This window comes from Phytohabitans sp. LJ34 (assembly GCF_052068095.1).
Lineage (GTDB): Bacteria > Actinomycetota > Actinomycetes > Mycobacteriales > Micromonosporaceae > Phytohabitans.
Genome location: NZ_JBQHDG010000011.1, coordinates 200,403 through 219,346, shown reverse-complemented (window position 1 = coordinate 219,346; position 18,944 = coordinate 200,403). Strand labels below are relative to the sequence as shown.

General features: G+C 73.2%; 18 protein-coding genes. All 18 read right to left on the bottom strand.

Going from position 1 to position 18,944, the window contains the following annotated elements; translation table 11 throughout:
- Nucleotide 1: 1 nt before the first annotated feature.
- Nucleotides 2–1,375 carry an MFS transporter gene (locus tag ACTMTJ_RS21085; RefSeq protein WP_441219106.1) on the bottom strand — a complete coding sequence of 458 codons (1,374 nt, stop codon included), beginning with the start codon at nucleotides 1,373–1,375 and terminating at the stop codon, nucleotides 2–4.
- Nucleotides 1,372–2,793 carry a serine hydrolase domain-containing protein gene (locus ACTMTJ_RS21080; RefSeq protein WP_441219104.1) on the bottom strand — a complete coding sequence of 474 codons (1,422 nt, stop codon included), beginning with the start codon at nucleotides 2,791–2,793 and terminating at the stop codon, nucleotides 1,372–1,374. The genes ACTMTJ_RS21085 and ACTMTJ_RS21080 overlap by 4 nt, the downstream gene beginning before the upstream one ends.
- On the bottom strand, nucleotides 2,790–4,064 hold the full coding sequence (locus ACTMTJ_RS21075) for a DegT/DnrJ/EryC1/StrS family aminotransferase (RefSeq protein WP_441219102.1): 1,275 nt from the start codon (nucleotides 4,062–4,064) through the stop codon (nucleotides 2,790–2,792). The genes ACTMTJ_RS21080 and ACTMTJ_RS21075 overlap by 4 nt, the downstream gene beginning before the upstream one ends.
- 33 nt (nucleotides 4,065–4,097) lie before the next feature.
- Nucleotides 4,098–5,111 (bottom strand): NAD-dependent epimerase/dehydratase family protein, encoded by a 1,014-nt coding sequence (locus ACTMTJ_RS21070; protein ID WP_441219100.1) that lies wholly within the window; start codon nucleotides 5,109–5,111, stop codon nucleotides 4,098–4,100.
- Nucleotides 5,112–5,153: 42 nt separating this feature from the next.
- Nucleotides 5,154–5,633, bottom strand: a complete 480-nt coding sequence (locus ACTMTJ_RS21065; RefSeq protein WP_441219098.1) for a flavin reductase family protein — start codon at nucleotides 5,631–5,633, stop codon at nucleotides 5,154–5,156.
- Complete coding sequence (locus ACTMTJ_RS21060; protein WP_441219097.1) at nucleotides 5,614–6,333, bottom strand: 4'-phosphopantetheinyl transferase family protein; 720 nt, start codon at nucleotides 6,331–6,333, stop codon at nucleotides 5,614–5,616. Before ACTMTJ_RS21060 ends, ACTMTJ_RS21065 begins: the two co-directional genes overlap by 20 nt.
- Entirely contained in the window at nucleotides 6,330–7,535 is a 1,206-nt protein-coding gene (locus tag ACTMTJ_RS21055) for an acyl-CoA dehydrogenase family protein (protein WP_441219095.1), read from the bottom strand. Before ACTMTJ_RS21055 ends, ACTMTJ_RS21060 begins: the two co-directional genes overlap by 4 nt.
- Nucleotides 7,532–7,795, bottom strand: coding sequence for a phosphopantetheine-binding protein (locus tag ACTMTJ_RS21050; protein WP_441219093.1), 264 nt, complete (start codon nucleotides 7,793–7,795; stop codon nucleotides 7,532–7,534). Before ACTMTJ_RS21050 ends, ACTMTJ_RS21055 begins: the two co-directional genes overlap by 4 nt.
- Nucleotides 7,792–9,009, bottom strand: a complete 1,218-nt coding sequence (locus ACTMTJ_RS21045) for a type III PLP-dependent enzyme (protein WP_441219091.1) — start codon at nucleotides 9,007–9,009, stop codon at nucleotides 7,792–7,794. Before ACTMTJ_RS21045 ends, ACTMTJ_RS21050 begins: the two co-directional genes overlap by 4 nt.
- Nucleotides 9,009–10,499, bottom strand: a complete 1,491-nt coding sequence (locus tag ACTMTJ_RS21040; RefSeq protein WP_441219089.1) for a class I adenylate-forming enzyme family protein — start codon at nucleotides 10,497–10,499, stop codon at nucleotides 9,009–9,011. Before ACTMTJ_RS21040 ends, ACTMTJ_RS21045 begins: the two co-directional genes overlap by 1 nt.
- Before the next feature lie 2 nt (nucleotides 10,500–10,501).
- Nucleotides 10,502–10,786: a phosphopantetheine-binding protein gene (locus tag ACTMTJ_RS21035; RefSeq protein WP_441219088.1), complete on the bottom strand. Its 285-nt coding sequence runs from the start codon at nucleotides 10,784–10,786 to the stop codon at nucleotides 10,502–10,504.
- A complete protein-coding gene (locus ACTMTJ_RS21030) occupies nucleotides 10,783–12,285 on the bottom strand; it encodes an amino acid adenylation domain-containing protein (protein ID WP_441219086.1) in 1,503 nt (500 codons plus the stop codon). The genes ACTMTJ_RS21035 and ACTMTJ_RS21030 overlap by 4 nt, the downstream gene beginning before the upstream one ends.
- Nucleotides 12,282–13,262, bottom strand: coding sequence for a hypothetical protein (locus tag ACTMTJ_RS21025; protein ID WP_441219084.1), 981 nt, complete (start codon nucleotides 13,260–13,262; stop codon nucleotides 12,282–12,284). Before ACTMTJ_RS21025 ends, ACTMTJ_RS21030 begins: the two co-directional genes overlap by 4 nt.
- A gap of 7 nt (nucleotides 13,263–13,269) precedes the next feature.
- A complete protein-coding gene (locus tag ACTMTJ_RS21020) occupies nucleotides 13,270–14,112 on the bottom strand; it encodes an enoyl-CoA hydratase-related protein (RefSeq protein WP_441219082.1) in 843 nt (280 codons plus the stop codon).
- Nucleotides 14,113–14,159: 47 nt separating this feature from the next.
- A complete protein-coding gene (locus ACTMTJ_RS21015) occupies nucleotides 14,160–15,947 on the bottom strand; it encodes a BTAD domain-containing putative transcriptional regulator (RefSeq protein ID WP_441219080.1) in 1,788 nt (595 codons plus the stop codon).
- 155 nt (nucleotides 15,948–16,102) lie between these two features.
- Complete coding sequence (locus tag ACTMTJ_RS21010; RefSeq protein WP_441219078.1) at nucleotides 16,103–16,441, bottom strand: hypothetical protein; 339 nt, start codon at nucleotides 16,439–16,441, stop codon at nucleotides 16,103–16,105.
- A gap of 22 nt (nucleotides 16,442–16,463) precedes the next feature.
- Complete coding sequence (locus tag ACTMTJ_RS21005) at nucleotides 16,464–17,222, bottom strand: ABC transporter permease (protein WP_441219076.1); 759 nt, start codon at nucleotides 17,220–17,222, stop codon at nucleotides 16,464–16,466.
- 66 nt (nucleotides 17,223–17,288) lie between these two features.
- The gene (amaB, locus tag ACTMTJ_RS21000) at nucleotides 17,289–18,833 is read right to left on the bottom strand and encodes an L-piperidine-6-carboxylate dehydrogenase (RefSeq protein ID WP_441219074.1); all 1,545 of its coding nucleotides are present in this window, start codon (nucleotides 18,831–18,833) and stop codon (nucleotides 17,289–17,291) included.
- Between the last annotated feature and the right edge of the window lie 111 nt (nucleotides 18,834–18,944).

The window sequence follows — 18,944 nt, the reverse complement described above, 5'->3', positions numbered from 1 at the left end:
GTCAGCGGCGAACCCGCACGGTCGTCCGGAGCGCGGTGGCCGCCGCGGCGCCGAGGGCGACCGTGCCGGCGAGTAGGAAGCCGGCCGCGAAGCCGGACCACCGCGCGGTGACGACCAGGACGGCGATGCCGATCGCGGTGCCGATCTGCGCGGCGGCGTTCAGCAAGCCGCCGATCAGCCCGGACGTGGCGTCGTCCGCGTCCGCGGTGCCGTGCTCGGTGGAGGCGACCGACGCGACGCCGAGCCCGAGCCCGGAGAGGGCAAGCCCGGCCAGGTACGCGCCGAAGTGTTCCTCGCTCGCGGCGACCACCTCGCAGAGCATGGCCACGACGACGACGGCGAGGCCGACCGTGAGGGACCGCACCGCGGTGAGGCGCCGCAGCAGGGAAGGCGCGGCGGTCGATCCCAGCACCACGCTGAGGCTGAACAGCAGGAAGCTCGCCCCGGTCGCGCCGGCCGACATGCCGAGGTCGTCCTGGAGGAACAGCGAACCGATGACGTTCGCCCCGCTGGTCGTGGCGGTCAGCACCATCGCGGTCCAGGCACCGAGCCGGAAAGAGCGCATCGACCAGAGCGCCGGCGGCACCAGCGGTGTGCGCGCCCGCCTTTCGGCGGCGACGAAGAGCAGGCCGGCGGCGGGTGCCAGCACGAGGGGAAGCCACGACCAGACGCTGGCCGGCCCACGTGCCTCCATCCGGTTGAACCCCAGGATGAGCAGCAGGACGGCCGCGGTGCACAACAGCGCACCGGTGATGTTGAGCGAGCCGCGCTCGGCACGGCGCGGCGGCACCGCGGCGAGGGCCACCGGCGCGGCCAGCACGGCGGCGAGCGCGAGCGGCCCGATCGCCGCGAAGAGCCAGCGCCAGCCGGCCAGCTGGGTGACGAGGCCGCCGATGACGAACCCTGAGGCGCCGCCCACCGCGCCGGCCATGGTCCACAGTCCGAGCGCGCGGCTGCGCAGCCGTCCGGGCGGCAGGGTCGCCAGCAGCAGCGCGAGCGCGGCCGGGACGGCGACGGCCGCGCCCAGCCCTTGCAGGCCCCGCCCGGCGATGAGCCACGCCGCGTCGCCGGCGACCGCGCATATCAGCGACCCGCCCGCCACCGTGGCGCTGCCCAGCATGAAAATGGCCCGCCGGCCGACCATGTCCGCGGCGCGGCCGCCGAGGACCAGGAACGCACCGAAGATCAACGCGTAGATCGACGCCACCCAGGACAGGTCGCCATCGCTCAGCCGCAGATCGTGCTGGATGGCCGGCAGCGCCACGATCACGATCGTGACACCCGCGACGTCGACGAACTGGGCGGTGCACACCAGCGCCAGCACCGCGTTGTCACGGCGGCCGCCCACCATCTCCATCAGACTTATCCCGCTCATCTGAGCCCGGCGCCACTGTGCCGCCCCGCTGTCCGGATGGTACCGGTCTGGCGGGCGCGCCGCCGGTATGGCAGGCCGTTCAGCAGCACGTGGCAGACGTCGCCGCCGGGGTCGCGGACGGCGCCGAGGCTGACCCGCCGGCTGCCGGCGTGCGAGCGCCACGGGGGTGCCGCGTCCGGCGCCGCGGGAGTGGCCCAGACGTCCGCCGCGACGGGTTCGAGGGCCAGCTCGCGGTCGGTCGCGGTGACCAGGAGCCGGTCGCCGCGCGTCCGGAGGAGCAGCCCGGCCCCGCTCGCCGGCCGCTCGAAAACGCCGTCCGGCGGTCCCGCGCCGTCCGGCCAGCCGGTGGTGCGCCGCCAGTCGGCCGCGCCGGCCCCGAGCGCGGCGAGGATCGTGTCGATGGCCCGGTAGCGCGGGTCGCGCAGCTCGTCGCCGCGGTTGTCCGCCCAGACCAGGCCGATGCCGGCGGCGGGTACGCAGATCAGCTTGCACCACATGCCGTCGTAGAAGCCCTCGTGGCCGAAGCGGGCGGCGGCGGGGTCGCGCGGTCCGATGTAGAAGCCGAGGCCGTACCGCAGGTCGATGTCGAGCCGTACGTCCGCGTGTGGACGGTGCGCCTCTTCCAGCAGCCGCGGGCTGACGAGGCTGCCCGTGGCGCACCGGCCGCCGGCGATGTGCATGGCGCCGAACCGGGCCATGTCCTCCACTGTGGACCAGCACTGCGAGGAGGGTGCGTGTTTGGCGGCCACCCACGGCGCGTGCGCCAGCCGGAGGGCGCCGTCGCGGTCGACGTGGTGCTGGAGCAGCGGGTAGGTCATCGCGACCGCCGGATCGTGCGTAGTGCGCGTCATGCCGAGCGGTTCCGCCACGCGTTCCCGGAACAGGTCGTGGAACGCCCGCTGCCCGCGGACCTCGGCCACGTGGCCGGCCACCGTGAACCCCAGGTTGCTGTACGAGTAGACCTGCCCGGGAGCGCCGACCAGCGGGGTACGCGCCGGCTCGGCGTGTGCCGCTTCGCCGATCGCCCCGGGGTCTCGCCCGCACCCGTCATGCGTGACGGCGTCGGGGATGAACCCGGCCTGGTGGCTGAGCAGGTGCCGCAGGGTCACCCGCGCGGTGCCGCCGTCCCCACGCAGCCGAAACCGTGGCAGCGTCTCGACGACCGGTTCGTCCAGGTCGACCACGCCCTCACCGGCCAGCTGCACGATCAGCGTGGCGGTCAGGCTCTTGGTCACCGAGTAGACGCGAAACAGCGTGTCCGGACGCATCGGCGCGGACGGCTCCTCGACGCTGCGCTGTCCACGCGCGACTGTCGCCAGTGGACCGCTCGGGTCGAAAGTCGCGACCGCCACACCCGGCACCCGGTGCCGAGCCCGAAAGTCGTCGACCACCTCGGCGAGTGCGCGTTCGTCGATCACGACGCCACCTCCTCGGCCACCTTCGTCGCACGGTGCGTGCCGGTCACGTCGCGCAGGGCCGCGGTGACCGCGTCGGCGAGGTACTCCACCTGCCAGTCCCGCATGGCCGGGTACATCGGCAGGTTGACGAGCTCGTTGAACCACACCCGCTCGGCGACCGGCGCCTGCCCGTACGCGCCGCCGTGAAAGCGCCACTCGGGCAGCAGGTGCAGCGGGAAGTACCTGAGGATGATCTCCACTCCGTACTCGTGGTGCAGCCGCCGGACCAGCTCGTCCCGCTGTCCCGTCGGGGCGTTCTCGAGGCGGAACGTGTAGAGGTGGTACGAGTGCTCGCGGCCCGGCAGGTCCTCGTGCACCCGCACGCCGGGCAGGCGGGACAGCCGTTCGTTGAGGTATCCGGCGATCGCCCGGCGCCGCTCGACGAACCGGGGCAGCTTGTGCAGCTGTGTACGCCCCACCGCGGCCGCCGGCTCGCTCATGATGGCGTTGCTGCCGCCCGCGCGTACGGCGGTGCAGTCGTGCGTGTACGCGTTCTTGCAGTGCCGTTCCGGATCGTCCACACCCGGTGGCTGGCACGGGCCGAACGTCGCTTGTGCGGCGCTGGGCGCGAAGTCGGCGTCGGGCTCGATCGCCCCGATCCGGCGCAGGCGGCTGTCCCACCCGCCGTCGGCGGTGGTGACCATGCCGCCCTGGCCCAGCGTCGACATGTTCTTCAGGCTGTGGAAGCTCCAGCACCCGATGTCGCCGACCGTGCCGGCGTGCCGGCCACGGTAGCGGGTGCCGAGGGCGTGCGCGCAGTCCTCGACGAGCGCGAGTCGGTGGGCGCTGGTCAGCTCTCTCAGCCCGCCGAGGTCGGCGGCCAGGCCGCCGTAGTGGGTCACGTAGACGGCGCGGGTGCGCGGGCCGATCAGCCCGGCGGCGGACGCCGGCGACAGCCCGAGCGAGTCGGCGTCGATGTCGGCGAACCGCACGGTCACCTCGCGACCGAGCAAGGGAGCCACCGTCGCCTGGAAGGTCAGCGGCGAAGCTATCACCTCGTCTCCGGGACGCAGGTCGAGCAGCTGGGTGGCCAGCTGAAGCGCCATCGTGCAGCTTGTGACGCTGACGGCGTGCGGGGCGCCGACGTACCGGGCGAACTCCGCCTCGAAGGCGGCACGCTCCACACCGGACGACAGATGCTTGTCCGAGCGGAGCAGTGCCGTCACCGCGGCGATGTCCTGCTCGTCGAACATGCTCCCCTGGCCTTGGTACGGGACGACAAAATCGTTCACGGCCTGCACTCCTCCCGGTGACGGGTTCTCCGGTCAGGCGGCGGAGAGTTCAGCGGTGGTCGGACGGTGGAAGACGGTGGGCATGCTCGGCAGTTCCGGCCGGCTGCCGAGGGCGCGGACGAGCGCGGCGACGCCGGCGGCGAGCGGCACGGACGGGCGGTAGCCGAGGGCGCGCAGCTTGCCGATGTCGGCGACGTGCCGGTAGCTGTCGTCGAGCACGCGGTCGTCGCTGCGCAGCCGGGCGGGGCGGCCGGTAACCCGCCCGATCACGTCGGCGAGCTCACGCAACGAGGTCTCCGCGCCGGTACCCAGGTTGTAGACCTCGCCGGACGTGCCGCGCTCGGCGATCACCAGCAGGCCGGCGACGAGGTCGTCGATGTGCGAGAAGTCGCGGGTCTTGCGGTCCGCGTCCCCCACGCTGGGGATCGCGCGCCCGTTGAGGTGCCAGCGCACGAACTGGGACACCTCGCCGCCCGCGCGGCGCGGGTCCTCGCCCGGCCCGTAGATGGTGAAGGCGCGGCCGATGACCGTCGGCAGCCCGAACGACTCGTGCATGCTGTGCGCCACGTGCTCACCGGCGAGCTTCGAGGCGCCGTACGGCAGGAACGGGCGCAGCGCGTGCGACTCCGGGATCGGTGTCGCTTGTGGACGCCCGTAGACCATCGCCGACGACAGGTACACCAGCCGTTTGACCGGCGTGTTCAGCAGCGCCTCGCAGAGGTTAAAGGTGCCTTCGGCGTTGGTCTCGAAGTCGAAGCGGGGCCGGTCGACGGAGAGGGTACCGCTGGCGTTGCCGGCGAGGTGGAACACGACGTCGGCCGGCCGGAGCGCGGTGCGCACCGAACGCGGGTCGCGCAGGTCGACGGCGCGGTGCTCGACGTTGGGACGTGGTCGGGCGCCGCCGGCGGTCCCGGTGGCGATGTCGAGGACGGTCACCTTGACCCCGCGTCGGGCCAGGGTGCGGACGAGGTGCGAGCCGACGAAGCCGAGCCCGCCGGTGACGACGGCGCGGGTTCCGCCGCCAAGTTGCACCGTCTTGGTGGTCATGTGAGTCGCCTTTCGCGTTGGTAGGGGTCGGGGCCGGCCGGCTCAGCGCAGGCTGCCTCGAAAGAACGTGAGGGGCTTGCCGTCACAGGTCGCCGCCGCCTCCGCCACGGCACCGATCACGATCAGGTGGTCGCCGGCGGGCAGCACCTGGTGGACGGTGCAGTCCAGGTACGCCAGGGCGCCCCGGATGATCGGCGCGCCGGTCGCCGCTTCCCGCGCGCCGACCTCTGCGAACTTGTCCACGTGGCGGGCCGCGAAGGTGTCGCAGATCCGTCGCTGGTCCTGGCGCAGGATGCTGATCGCGAAGCAGCCGGCCCGGGTGACCGCGTCGGTGGTGCGGGAGTCGCTGGCCAGGCAGACCAGGACGAGCGGTGGTTCGAGCGACACCGACGTGAACGAGTTGACGGTCATGCCGACCGGCCCGCTCGGCACCGGGGCGGTGACGATCGCCACGCCGGTGGCGAACTCGCCGAGCACCCGCCGCAGGTGGTCGCGTTCCAAGTCATTTCTGGTGGTCGTCATCTGGTACTCCAGGGATTCGTGTGGGTACGACCCGAGTCCCGAACCGGTAGCCCGCAACGGCCGGGCGCAGCGGGCGCAGAGCCACCGCGGCGGCGAAGCCGGGCGCGACAGGTATCTGCCGCCACCAGATGTCCGCCCACCGCCCGGCCCGGCCCGGTCCACAGTGGATGCCGTTGAGTCGGGTGTTTATCCCGGTGCCACCGGCCTTGACGCAGGCCTCCTTGCGGGTCCAGAGCCGGGCGAACGCGCGGCGCCGGCGCGGCTCGGGGAGGCTCGCCAGCCAGGCGCGTTCGCCCGCCGAGCAGGTCCACGCCAGTGCCGAAGGAGGGCGGCCGTCCGGTTCGATGTCGACGCCCACGGCGCCGTCCCGGCTGAACGCGACGGCGACAAGTCCGCCGGCGTGGGACAGGTTGACCGATCCACCGCCCGCCGTGCCGGGCACCTCCGGCCTGCCGCTCGCGGTCACCGTGAGCGGCACATCGTGGGGCGCGCACCGCAGCTGACCGGCGAGGCGGCCACGCAGCAGCACGCGGCCGGTCACGTACTCGGCACGCCGCCGCCCGTGCAGGGCACCGGCCCGGGCCCGCTCGGCCGGTGGGAGCGACCGCGCGAGCCGGTCCAGGACCGGGCCCGGCTCCGCGCACGGGACGGTCCAGACGGTGACCTCGTCCCGGCGTGTCCGCTCCCCCAGCGCGGTCACGGCAGCCTCGCGGTGCGGTCGAGGAGCGCGAGCTTGCCGTTCGCGACGAGCAGGCGGTCGTTGGCGTACATGAGGCTCGCCGAGCGCAGGTCGCGCAGGACCCGTTCGAGGCCGATCGGGGACGACTTCAGGTACCCGTGGCGCAGCCCGACCAGTTCGACGAGGCGGTCGACGGCGGCGTGGGTACGCTCCGCGGCGACCACCTTCAGCTCGTTGACGAGGATCTGGTACGCGGGGTCCTCGACCTCGGCCCGGGACGCGCCGCGGGCCATGACGCGCTCGACGGTGCCGACCACCCGTTCCAGCAGTGCCTCGACGCAGTCGAGGTCGGCACGGACGCCGGCGAGGCGGGTGACGAGGAGATCGGAGCCGAGGTCGAACTGCCGGCGGCCGCGCGGGTCACGCAGCAGACCGATGGTGCGGCGCAGCGCGCCCTGTGCGGCGCCCAGCCACGACGACGCCCAGGCGATGTGACCGGCCGGCACGAACGTACCCAGCGCGACGGTGCGGAAGTCGTCGCCGACGACGTCCTCCGGGCCGATCTCCCCGTCGAGGCTCACCGCGACGCTGTGGGTGCCGCGCATGCCCATCGGGTTCCAGTCGCCGCGCGTCTCGATGTCGAGCTGGGATCGATCGGCCCAGACCAGCCGGACGTCGCCCTCGTTGGCTTCCGATCCGGCGCGCATGGTGACGAGGAAGGCGTCGGCGTGCAGCGCGCCGGTACAGATCGGTGCCTCCCGGCGCAGCCGCAGCCGCCCGACCCCGGCCGGCACCAGCGGCGCCTGGGCGGTCAGCAGGTGGCCGCCCTTGCCCCGCTCGGTCGTCACCGAGGCGACGTACACCTCGCCCCGCGCCACGCGCGGCAGCACCCGGGCGCGTAGCCGGTCGCCGCCGTGCCGCGCGACCGCGGCCACCTGCTGGCAGTGCATCGCCCAGACGACCGCCGTCGCGGTGCAGGCCCCGGCGATCTCGCGGGCGACCGCGGCCAGGTCGGCGAGGCCGCCGCCCATGCCGCCGTACTCGCGCGGCACGAGCAGGCCCATCAACGGTGTCTGGCGCAGGGCGTCGAGGGCGGCGGCGGGAAACTCGCCGCGCTCGTCGACGCCGGTGGCGTGCTCGGCGATGACCGGCAGCACCTCCCGCGCCGCGGCGAGCGGCTCGACGTGCCGGCGACCGGCCGGGGCGGAGACCGCGGTGCTCATGACGCGCCTCCGTCCTGGCCCAGTTCGTCGAGCACACCGCGCAGGGCGGCCGGCGTCGTGAACGTCTGCTCGACCAGGGCCTCGTCGGGCAGCACGATGTCGAAGCTGTCCTCGATGTCGAAGAGCAGGTCGACGGCGGCCATCGAGTCGAGGCCCAGGGAGCGAAGGTCGGCGTCCGGCGCGAGGGGCTCTCCGGCCGGCAGGTACTTCAGGTGGCGGCGCAGCACCTCGTCGAACCGTTCGGTGGCGAGTGTGGTCATGGTTGGTCTCCTTTCTCGTAGGTGCGGCGGATGGACAGCCGGGACACGTCGACGGTCTCGTTCCCGTCCACGACCACCTCGGTGGGTGGTTCGTGGCTGAGGAACCCGATGAGGCTGCCGGTCAGGCCGTACGCGCCGACGTTGGGTACCTCGACGACGTCTCCGGGACGCAGGGCCGGTAGGTCGACGCGCCGGCTCCAGGCGTCCAGCGGTGTGCACAGCGGCCCGACCACGTCGCAGGTCACCGCCGGCTCCGCCGCGCGGTCGCCGGCGTGCAGCTGTGGTACGAGCGGCGGCACCCGGCGCAGCCCGGCCATGCCGCCCAGATGGTTGATCCCGCTGTCGAGCAGGACGAAGGTGCGGCCCTTGGAGGACTTGACGTCCTGGACGGTCGCGGCCAGCCGCCCGCATTCGGCGGTGAGGTAGCGGCCCGACTCGAACAGCACCCGCGGCCCTTCCGGTACGAAGCGGCGGAGCAGGTCGTCGAGCGCGGCCCGCAGCCCCGGGTAGCGGCGCCGGTCGCCGGCTCGGGCGTACGGCGCGGCGAACCCACCGCCGAGGTCGAGGATCTCGATCGGACCGGGAAGCGCCCGCCGCAGCCGCGCGGTGACGGCCAGGGCGGCGTGGAACGTGGCGAGGAGGTCGGCGCCGTCCTCGACGTTGGTGCCCAGGTAGAAGTGCAGCCCGCGGACCCGCAGCTCGCCGTGCGTGAACGCGGCTGGATCCGCCTCCACCTGTGTCGCGTCGACGCCGAACTGCGAGGCGGTGCCGGTCATCGTCAGGCCCGCGCCCGCCGGCCCGCTGTCGCCGTTGACCCGCAGCAACGCGTCCAGCCGGGTGCCGCGGCCGCCGGCCACGTCGCCGAGCCGGTGCAGCTGGGCCGGCGAGTCCACTGAGTACAGACGCACGCCGCGCTCGACCGAGTACTCCAGCTCGGCGACGGTCTTCGCTGGTCCATTGTGGAGTATGTGGCGCGGCGCGACACCGGCGGCGAGTGCGGCGTCCAGCTCGCCGGTCGAGCTGACCTCGACGCCGCAACCCAACCGGTGCAGCTCGGCGATCAGCCGGGGATGCGGGTTGGCCTTCACCGAGTACAGCAGGGAGGCCCGCGCGGGCAGCTGCGCGACGAGGTCGGCGTGTGCCGAGCGCAGCACGGCCAGGTCGTAGTGGTAGAGCGGGCTGCCGAAGCGCTCCAGCAGGGTCCGGGCGCGCATCACGGCACCTCCACGGCGATCTCGCGGAGCCGGTCGCGGTCGACCTTGCGGTTGGTGCTCAACGGCAACCGGTCCAGCACCCGCACCGAGTCCGGCACCTTGGCCGGCTCGAGCCGTTCGCGCAGCCCGGCGAGCACGGCGCCGGAGTCGGCGGTGCCGGTGACGAACAGCCGGGCACCCTCGGCGTCGTCGGCGGGCGGCACCACGGCCGCCTCCGCCACGCCCGGCACATGCAGGGCGGCGGCCTCGACCTCCAGCGTGCTCACCCGGTGTCCGCGGCTCTTGTACACGTCGTCGAACCGGCCCCGGAAGTAGAGGTAGCCGTCCTCGTCCAGCGCGCACATGTCGCCGGTGAACAGGGCGCGTTCGGTGCCGGAACCGAACGGCCGGAACCGGCGCGCGGTCTGCTCCGGCGCCCGCCAGTACCCCGCCATGACGTGCGGGCCGCGGACGACGAGCTCGCCGGTCTCGCCGGGCGGCAGGACCCGGCCGTCCCCGTCGACGACGAGGCACTCCGTGTCCGGCAGCGGCCGGCCCACCGAGCCACGCCGGGTGTCCAGCTCCGCCGGGTCGAGGATCGCCACGCGCTTGCACTCGGTGAGCCCGAACATCGCGTACACGGCGACGCCGGGGAACTGGTCGCGCAGCGCGTCGATCGTCTCCGGCGCCAGCCGCGCACCGGTGTTGGTGACGGAACGCAGCGCGGACAGCCGGGTGGCGCCGTCGCGGCGGGCCAGCCGCAGCAGCGCGCCGGCGAGCGAAGGCACCAGCGGCAGCACGGTGACCCGCCACCGCTCCAGCCGGGACAGCAGGCCGGGGCCGACCTGGCCGGGATCGCCGAGCGCCAGGGTGGCGCCCGCGCGGGCGGCGAGGAAGATCTGGTACAGGGCGTAGTCGAAGGAGAGCGGCAGGTACGTGCCGATCACGTCGTCGCCGCGCAGGTCGAGCCGGCCGGCGATGGCGTCGACGGCGAAGCGCATGGTCCGGTGCGGCGACACCACGCCCTTCGGTGCGGCCGTGCTGCCCGAGGTGTAGATCAGGCAGGCCACGTCGGTGCTGATGCCGGGCCAGCGCACCGGCTCGGCGGCCGGTTCCGCGGCCGGAAGGGCCGCCAGCTCCGCCACCGGGACGGCCGGTTCGGCCGGTATCCGGGCCGGGTCGTCGGTGAGCACCAGCGCCGGCTCGGCGTCGCGCAGGATGTGGCTCAGGTGGAACGGCTTGGTCTCGTTGTTGACGACGACGAACGCGGCGCCGAGGCGGGATGTGGCGTAGACGGCGCAGACGAGGTCCGCGCTGTTGGCCGCCACCAGCAGCACCCGGTCGCCCCGCCGCACGCCTCGCTCGCGCAGCCACGCGGCGGCGGTGTGCGTACGCGCGGCGAGCTGCCGGTACGTCAGCCGGTCCCGGTCGCTGACCAGAGCCAGCCGGTCCGGGGTGCTGGCGGTCGCCGCGTCCAGGAGCGCGTGCAGCGACTGTTGCGGTGCCTCCATGGTCACCCTCCTTCACGGGTACCGGCGGCCGCGGGCGAGGCCGTCAGGCTGTGCTCGACCGCGGCGGCGAGGGTGCCGGCGGTGGTGAACGTTTCCGGGACGAGCAGTTCGGGTTCGAGTTCGAGGTCGAGCTCCCGCTCGATCCGGTCCACGACGGCGACGATGGCGAGCGAGTCGAAGCCGGGCTGGTCGAGCAGCGGCTCGTCGGCGCTCACCGGGCGGCCCAGCCGTCCGCTCACCACGGCGGCGACGTAGGCCGCCACGTCGTCGGGTCGGCCGCGGTTCATGACATCCTCCCGGTGAGCTGGCCGGCGAGTTCCCGGCGCGCGATCTTGCCGGTGCTGGTGCGTGGGAAGTCGTCGGCGACGCTCACCTGTGCCGGCGCCATGTAGGCGGGCAGCTCCCCCAGGCACCACTGGCGCAGTTCGTCGCCGGTCGCGCCGTCGCTGACGGCGAAGGCGTACAGCAGGTTGCCGTGCTCCGGATGGGGCAGCGCGACCACGGCGGCTTCCCGCACCGCCGGGTGGCGCAGCAGCGCCGCCTCGACGTCGCCCAGCTCCACCCGGAAGCCGCGGGTCTTGACCAGGCCGTCACGCCGGCCGAGGAACCGCAGCGTGCCGTCCGGTGCCCAGGTACCGAAGTCGCCGGTGCGGTGGCAGGTCCAGGAGGAGCCGCCGGCCTCGACCGTGGCGCGCGACGCCGCCGTGAGGTCCGGGCGGTCGAGGTAGCCGGGGGTGCGGCTCGGTCCGGCGACCAGCAGCTCGCCGGCGCGGTCCGGCTCGGTGACCAGGGCCGCACCGTCGAGCAGGAAGATCCGGGAGCCGGCCACCGGGTGGCCCAGCGGGATGCGCGGCAGGTCCAGGTGCTCCGGCCGGACGCGCAGCGCGGTGACGACGTTGGTTTCGATCGGCCCGTACAGGTTGTGCACCTCGGCCCCGGGGATGCGGCTCATCAGCCGGCGCAGCGGCTCCGGGTGGAACTCCTCGCCGGCGTAGAGCAGCAGCCTCAGGTCCGGCAGGCCCCCTTCGGCAAGGTCGGTGCGGTGCAGCAACGCGACGAGGGCGGACGGCACCGCGTACAGGACGGTGATCCGCCGCTCCCGCAGAAACCGCAGCAACGCCTGGGGGAAGAGCACGGTCCGCTCGTCCACGGGGCAAACCGTGGCGCCGCTGCCGAGCCCGGCGTAGATGTCGAAGACCGGCAGGTCGAAGTGGAGCGGCGCGTGCACCGCCACCCGGTCGCCGGGGCGGAGGCCGGCGTACCCGACCGCCCAGTCGACGAACGCCTCGGCGTTGCCGTGGGTGATCACGACGCCTTTCGGCTCGCCGGTCGAGCCCGACGTGTAGAGCACGTACGCGGTGGTGCCGTCGTCGATCGCGGGCGGCGGGACCGGTCCGCCGTCGCCGGCGAACAGGGCGGCGAGGTCGAGCACCTCGACGCCGGGCGCGTGCACCGGATCCCGTGCGGCGCGCTCGTCCACGACGAGGGCGCGGGCGCCGCTGTCGGCCAGGACGAACGCCCGCCGGCTGGCGGGTGCGGACGGGTCGATCGGCACGTAGCTCAGGCCGGCGCGCAGGCAGGCGAGCATCAGCATGATCGCTTCGGGCGACTTGGCGGCGCTGAACGCGACCCGCTCCCCCTCGTCCAACCGCGCGCGCAGTGCCGCGGCGACGGCATCGACATGGTCTTTCGCCTGTCGGTAGGTGATCGCGCGGGAGCCGAACTCGAAGGCGTTTCGGTCGGGCCAGGCGCGCGCGGCGGCGGCGAACCTCTCGTACAGTCTCATGCTCGCGTCTCCTCCTCGGGCGGGCACAGGTGCAGGTGCTCCTCGGCGGCCGTCGCCTCCGCGTCCGCGACAGGGCCGTGCAGCTGGTCGATCGGCGCGAGCGGGACCGGCCGGCCACGGCGGGCGCGCTGCTCGGCCAGGTACGCCAGCTCGCTGGCGCGCCGCCACCGCGCGGTCACCTCGGCCTGGAACCGCGCCGCGCTGTCCGCCAGCCGTGCGTCGTGCCGCGCCGCCGCGACCCGGTCGAGCCATTGCCCGTACCGGGTGCGGCTGCGCAGGCCGAGCCAGCACGTCAGGGCGATCTGTGCCGCGTGCGGCTCCCGCCGGCTCCGTTCGGCGTAGCGGCGCAGGGCGCCACCGTCGGCGATGCCGGCCGCGTTGGTCCGGATGACGGCCAGGTGGTCCGGCGGCGTGGGCACCGCGTCCGGCTCCACAGTGGCCAGTCGGGGCCGCTCGCCGAGAATGCCGGCGAGGGCGTCCGTGTCGATGGTGGCGGTGGTCGGCCGGGCCGGCCCCCACGCGGTGTCGTTGTGGTACGCGTCCGACACCCAGATCCGGCCGGGATGTCCGCCTTCGACGCCGGTGACGACGAACGAGTGTGCCATGTGGACATTGCCGGCGTACGGCAGCCAGTGCATCAGATAGGCGTCGCCGACGGCGAACACAGGTCTGCCGTGCGCGACAAGGTCGGCGCAGGTGTCGGCGGGGTGCCGGCCGGGCTCGGTCTCGTGCCAGGTCACCACGAGGCCGGTGTCGTCGCGCAGCCGCCGCTCGACCGGCTCGCGGGCGAACTCGGGTGGCTCGCCGTCCGCGGTGAGCCGGAACGCCCAGTCCCGGGCGAACGGCGTGAACGTGTCCGCCGCACCCGCGTGCCGCGCGAGCGCCTGCAGGTTGTCGTCGTAGCAGTCGAGCCGGTCCGCGTCGAGTCCGGCGAGGTCGACCGGGATCGGTGTGGCGGTACCTTGCGTTGTCTTCACGACTACCTCACTGAGGGTTGGCGTCGGGCTCTGGTCCGGCGAGCTGCCGCCGCAGCCGGTCCGGCAGCTCGGTGGTGGGCATGAACGCGGCGGTCCATACCGCGCTGAGGTCGAGACCCCGGCCGACCGGGATGTCGCGGCTGGCGTGTAGCACGTGCTTGATCCCGTGCAGGACGTGCCGCTCGTGCGCGGCGATGCCGGCGGCTACGGTGGCCGCCGCCCGGTACACGCCGTCCGCGTCATCGGCGACCGACCAGACGAGTCCAATGTGGAACGCCTCGGCGGCGCTGATGCTGGCTCCGGTCAGGGCGAGGTAGGCCGTGGCACCCTCGCCGACGATCCGCGGCAGCCGCTGTAGCAGACCGAGATCCGGCACGACGTCGATTTCGACCTCGCGCGCGGCGAACGTCGCGTCCGCGGACGCCAGCCGTACGTCGCAGGCCGAGACGAGCTCCAGGGCCGCCCCGACGCAAGGGCCGGCGACGGCGGCGACCACCGGTACAGGGCACGACTCGACGGCGCTCACCGCGTCCTGTATGGACCGGGTCTGCGCCATCAGGGCGCGCCGCGCGGCCGCGCCGTCGTCGCCGCGGCGCATGGTGCGCCGGTACAGCGGCAGGTACCAGCGCAGGTCGAGACCGACGCTGAACACGTCGGACGGGCCGCGCAGCACGATCGCCTTGACCGACTCCTCCTCGCCCAGCTCGGCCAGGACGGCGGGCAGGCGGGTGAACACCGCACCGCCGATCGCGTTGCCGGCGCGCGTTCCGCACAGCGTCACTGTCGCTACCGGGCCCAGGCGGTCCGTTCGCACCGCGGCGGTCGGGAGTGCTGTGGCCGTCTGCTCCATGCCACCAACATCCCCGGCGCTCGTTTAGCGGCGCGCAGAGACGCGGTTTACTCCGGGTTTAGTTGGAGGCGTTCGCGGGCGTAGGCGCGTGCCAGCTCGTCCATCGCGAACCACACGCGCCCGTCGTCGGACATGCCGGCCGGCTCGACGAGGTGTACGTCCACGAGATGGTCCAGGACCTTCTCCGCGACGTCGGTGTCGAGTTCGGACACCGTGGACGCGGCGTGTAGGTCGAAGCGGTCGCCGGGCACCAGGCTCAGGCGACGAAACAACTTTCTGGCCGCCACGCCCAGCCGCTCGTAGCTGGGTGCCAGCCGCGCGCGCAAGGTGAGGTCACCGTGGCTGAGCTCGTCGATCGGGTTTCGTTTGGCGAGCCGGTCGAGCAGGAAGTCGACCGGCCGGTGCTCGTGCAGCACGAGGATGGCCCCGGCGATGCGCAGTGCCAAGGGGAGCCGACCCAACCGGTCGACAAGGTCCCGTACCGCGGCGGCGTCGGCGCTGGCGCGCTCCTCGCCGATGATGCCGGCCAGCATCCGCACCGCGGCGGCCTGGCTCAACGGCGTGCACAACAGGTGCTTGGCGCCTTCGATGCCGGCCAGCGTGGACCGGCTGGTGACGATCACGGCACTCCGCGGACCCGACGGGATGAGGTCGCGCACCTGGTTCTCGGACGCCGCGTCGTCCAGCAGGACCAGCACCCGCCGGCCGTGGGTGGAGACCCGGTAGAGGTCGCGCACCTCGTCCCTGGTCAGGTCGGCGCCCACCGCCGGTAGGCCGAGCGCCTGGAGCGCCTGGCGCAGCGCCTGCTCGGTGGTGAGCTCGCTGAGCGGCAGGAACAGTTGGCCGTCGGGAAACCGGCCGCCGAGCAGATGCCCCACCCGCACGGCCAGGACGCTCTTGCCGATGCCCGCCTTCCCGGAGATGACCACGACCGGGGCGGCCGCCGTCGTCTCCGGCGCGACCGGCTGGGTGACGGCGGACTGGAGGAAGGCCACCTCCCGCTCCCGGGCCACCAGATCGGGAACGTCCACCGGCAGCGGCGCGAGACGCCGGCGCCGGGACGGCGTGACGGCGTGCACGGCGCGCGGCTCGACGGGTAGGTCGTCGGTGAGCACCTGCCGATGGACGCGCTGGAGCTCGGGACCCGGCTCGATGCCCGCGGTGTCGATGAGCGCCTCGCGCCCCTCCCGGTAGGCCGTGAGCGCGTCCGCGCGCCGCCCGGTGGCGTAGAGCGCCTGCATCTGGTGGGCACGCAGCCGCTCCCGCTCCGGGTAGAGCGTCACCAGCGCCGCCAGCTCGTCGACGACCTCCGTGTGCCGGCCGCGCCGCAGCTCGGCCTCGATCCGCAGCTCGGTCGCCGCCAGGCGGCGTTCTTCCAGCCGGCGCGCCTCGGCGGCGATGGACGGCGACCGCTCCAGGTCCGCCAGCGGGTCGCCGCGCCACTTCGCCAACGCGTCGGACAACGCCTCGGCTCCCCGCTCCGGACGACCGGCCGAAAGCTCCACCTGGCCGACCCGAAAGAGGCGGTCGAACTCGTCCCGGTCGAGATCGCCCTCCTCGAGTAGCAGGCGATAGCCGCCCGGCATGGTGCGGATCATTTCCGTCCCGGATGATCCCGGAAGTCGCCGGCGGATGGCGCCGACGTACTGGCGGATGAGATTGGCGGCCGATACCGGCGGCTCGCCGAGCCACAATTCGTCGGCGAGTCTCTCCACCGTGACGAAATGGTTGGCGTTGACGGTCAGGATGGCGAGCAGACGCCGATGTTTCGCGGTGCCAATCCGGTGCGGATGCTCTGGAAAGATCAGATACGGCCCGAGCACGCCGAACTTCACGCTCCACCCCCGACGGTTCCACGCTGGTCTGGCTTTACAAGGCGCGATGGGCGAGCGTTACCCGGATGACGAGATCACATATCTCGATGTCACCGACCGAATGCGCTACGCAGTGTGCCCATAGGACACAAACGGACAATGTACGCCTCGCAACGTCATTGCAGCTCGACGACGGCGCTGGTGCCACTGCCCGGCCGAGACTCCCACTGCCACGTCTCGTCCAGCCGCAGGCGGCCGTCGGCGATAGCGCTCACCGCGGAAACGCAGTGCCCGGTCGAAGTCTGTCCATCGGTGTTGAGCTGGACATAGCGAAAATCCAGCCGGTCACCGTCACGGGTGCCGACGAGGTGACCGCGACGGATCGCACCACCGGAATAGTCGGCCCAGATCTCGCCGTCGCGTTCGTGGTAGGTGAAGACGGTGCCGGTGCCGACCTCGCCACCGGCGACGTCAGCCACGGCCCGAAACTTACGTCCGTCCAGCGAAGGGATCATGGCTGCACCGTACCGGCTGGTCTCAGCGCGATGGCCAGCTGATGAGGCGGCGGGCGATCAGCTCGACGACGAGGACCACGGCGAGCGTCTCGGCGGCCAGCAGACCGATCAGCACCAGCAGCTGCGCCGCGCCGGCCTCGACCGGGGACGCACCACCGAGCAGGACGCCGACGAACGCGCCGGGCAGGGTCACCAGCCCCACCGTCCTGGTCTGGTCGAGGGCCGGCAGCAGCGCTTCGGCGGCGGCCTGGCGGCACAGCAGCAGGACCGCCTCACGGTCGGTGAAGCCGATCGCCATCGCGGCCTCGACCTCGCCGAAGCGGGTGCGGAGGATGTCGATCGTCCGGCGCCCGGCCAGCGAGGTCGCGGTCATGGCACCACCGATCAGGATGCCGGCGATGGGTACCACCGAGATCGGCTCGAGCGGCACCGCACCGGACAGCAGCAGCAGAGCCAGCACCGGGGTCGCCCCGGCGGTCACCGCGAGGCAGGCCAGCAGGGCGCGCCCACCGATCCGGCGGGCCGAGGTCGCGGAGGCGATGGCGAGCATCACGACGACGAACGCGGCGGTCAGCCCCCACGACCGCAGCACGACGACGATGACCGCCGACACGGCAGCCAGTTGGACCGTGGCCCGGACACTGGCGACGACCAGCTGGCGGCTTACCCGAAGCCTGGCCACGACAGCGACGGCCGAGGCGACCGCGACAAGAGCCAGCAGGACGACCACGTAACGCGGGCCGGGCGTGATCGTGCTCTGCGCACTGTAGGAGGCGGTCACCGCTGCCGCACCGTTTTCCTCCTTCTCGCGAACCCACCAGGACCACGTCGTACGCCGGCCGGCGGGTCAGGTGGTGAAGTCGACGTTTTGGGCGAGGCGTAGCTCGCTGGAGTAGTTGACGGTGTTGGTGGCACGGCGCATGTACGCGCGCCACGCGTCGGAGCCGGACTCGCGGCCGCCGCCGGTTTCCTTCTCGCCGCCGAACGCGCCGCCGATCTCGGCACCCGAGGTGCCGATGTTGACGTTGGCGATGCCGCAGTCGGACCCGTCCGAGGCCAGGAAACGCTCGGCCTCGGCGTGGTCGCGGGTGAAGATCGAGGAGGACAGGCCCTGCGGGACGGCGTTGTGCGTCCGGATGGCCTCGTCCAGCTCGCGATACGTGAGCACGTACAGGATCGGTGCGAACGTCTCACCGCGTACCAGATCGGTCTGTGCCGGCATGCGCACGATGGCGGGCTCGACGTAGTAGGCGTCCGCGGCCGCTTCGGCGAGCCTGCGGCCGCCACCGACGAGCACCTCGCCACCGTCTCGGCGCGCCTGGTCGAGGGCTTCACGCTGCCGTTCGTAGGAGGTGGCGCTGATCAGCGGGCCGACCAGCGTGTCCGCCGCGAACGGGTCGCCGATGGGTAGCGCGCGGTAGGCGGCGCACAGCTTGTCGAGCAGCGCGTCCGCGACGTCCGCGTGCACGATCAGGCGCCGCAGGGTCGTGCATCGCTGACCGGCCGTGCCGGCCGCGGCGAAGACGATCGACTGGGCGGCGAGATCGAGGTCGGCGGAACCGGTGACCACGGCCGCGTTGTTGCCACCGAGCTCCAGGATGCTCCGGCCGAACCGGGCCGCGACGCGCGGACCGACCGACCGGCCCATCCGGGTCGACCCGGTGGCGCTGACCAGCGCGACCGGGGGCGCGTCGACGATGTGCTCGCCCATACCGCGGTCGCCCAGCAGCAGCCGGTGTACGTCACGCGGCGCACCGCTGTCGGCCGCCGCCCGTTCCAGCAACGCGGTGCAGGCCAGAGCGGTGAGCGGGGTGAGCTCGGAGGGCTTCCACACCACGGTGTCGCCGCAGACCAGCGCGACCGCGGTGTTCCAGGCCCAGACCGCGACCGGGAAGTTGAACGCGGTGATCAGGCCGACGACACCGAGTGGATGCCAGGTCTCCATCATGCGGTGGCCGGGTCGCTCGGAGGGCATGGTGCGCCCGTACAGCTGGCGGGACAGACCGACCGCGAAGTCACAGACGTCGACCATCTCCTGCACCTCGCCGAGCGCCTCCGAGCGGATCTTCCCGGCCTCCAGCGTCACGAGGTCGGCCAGATCCTCACGGTGCTCGCGGAGAAGCTCGCCGAGGCGGCGGACCAGCGCGCCGCGCACGGGCGCCGGCACGCCGCGCCAGGTGCGGAACGCTTCGTGAGCGGCGGCGATCGCGGCGTCGGCGTCGGTCGGACTGGCGGTGGCGACATCGCACAGGTCGCCACCGGTGATCGGGGTCCGGGCGGTCGACGCGCCCGCGGGGCCGGCGCCCGGCGTCCACGTCGCGCCTGGCGGGACGCCGCACCGCAGGAGCACCTCGCGGGCACGCTCACGCAGATCGGCGGTGCTGGTGATCATCGTCTCTGTCCTCTGGTCGGTGCCGCGAGCGCGCCCTGGCCCAGCCAGACCCCGCGCCGAGCGTCGCGGCGGGTCAGGGTTGGACGAGAAGATACCCGCCGCCGACCGGGG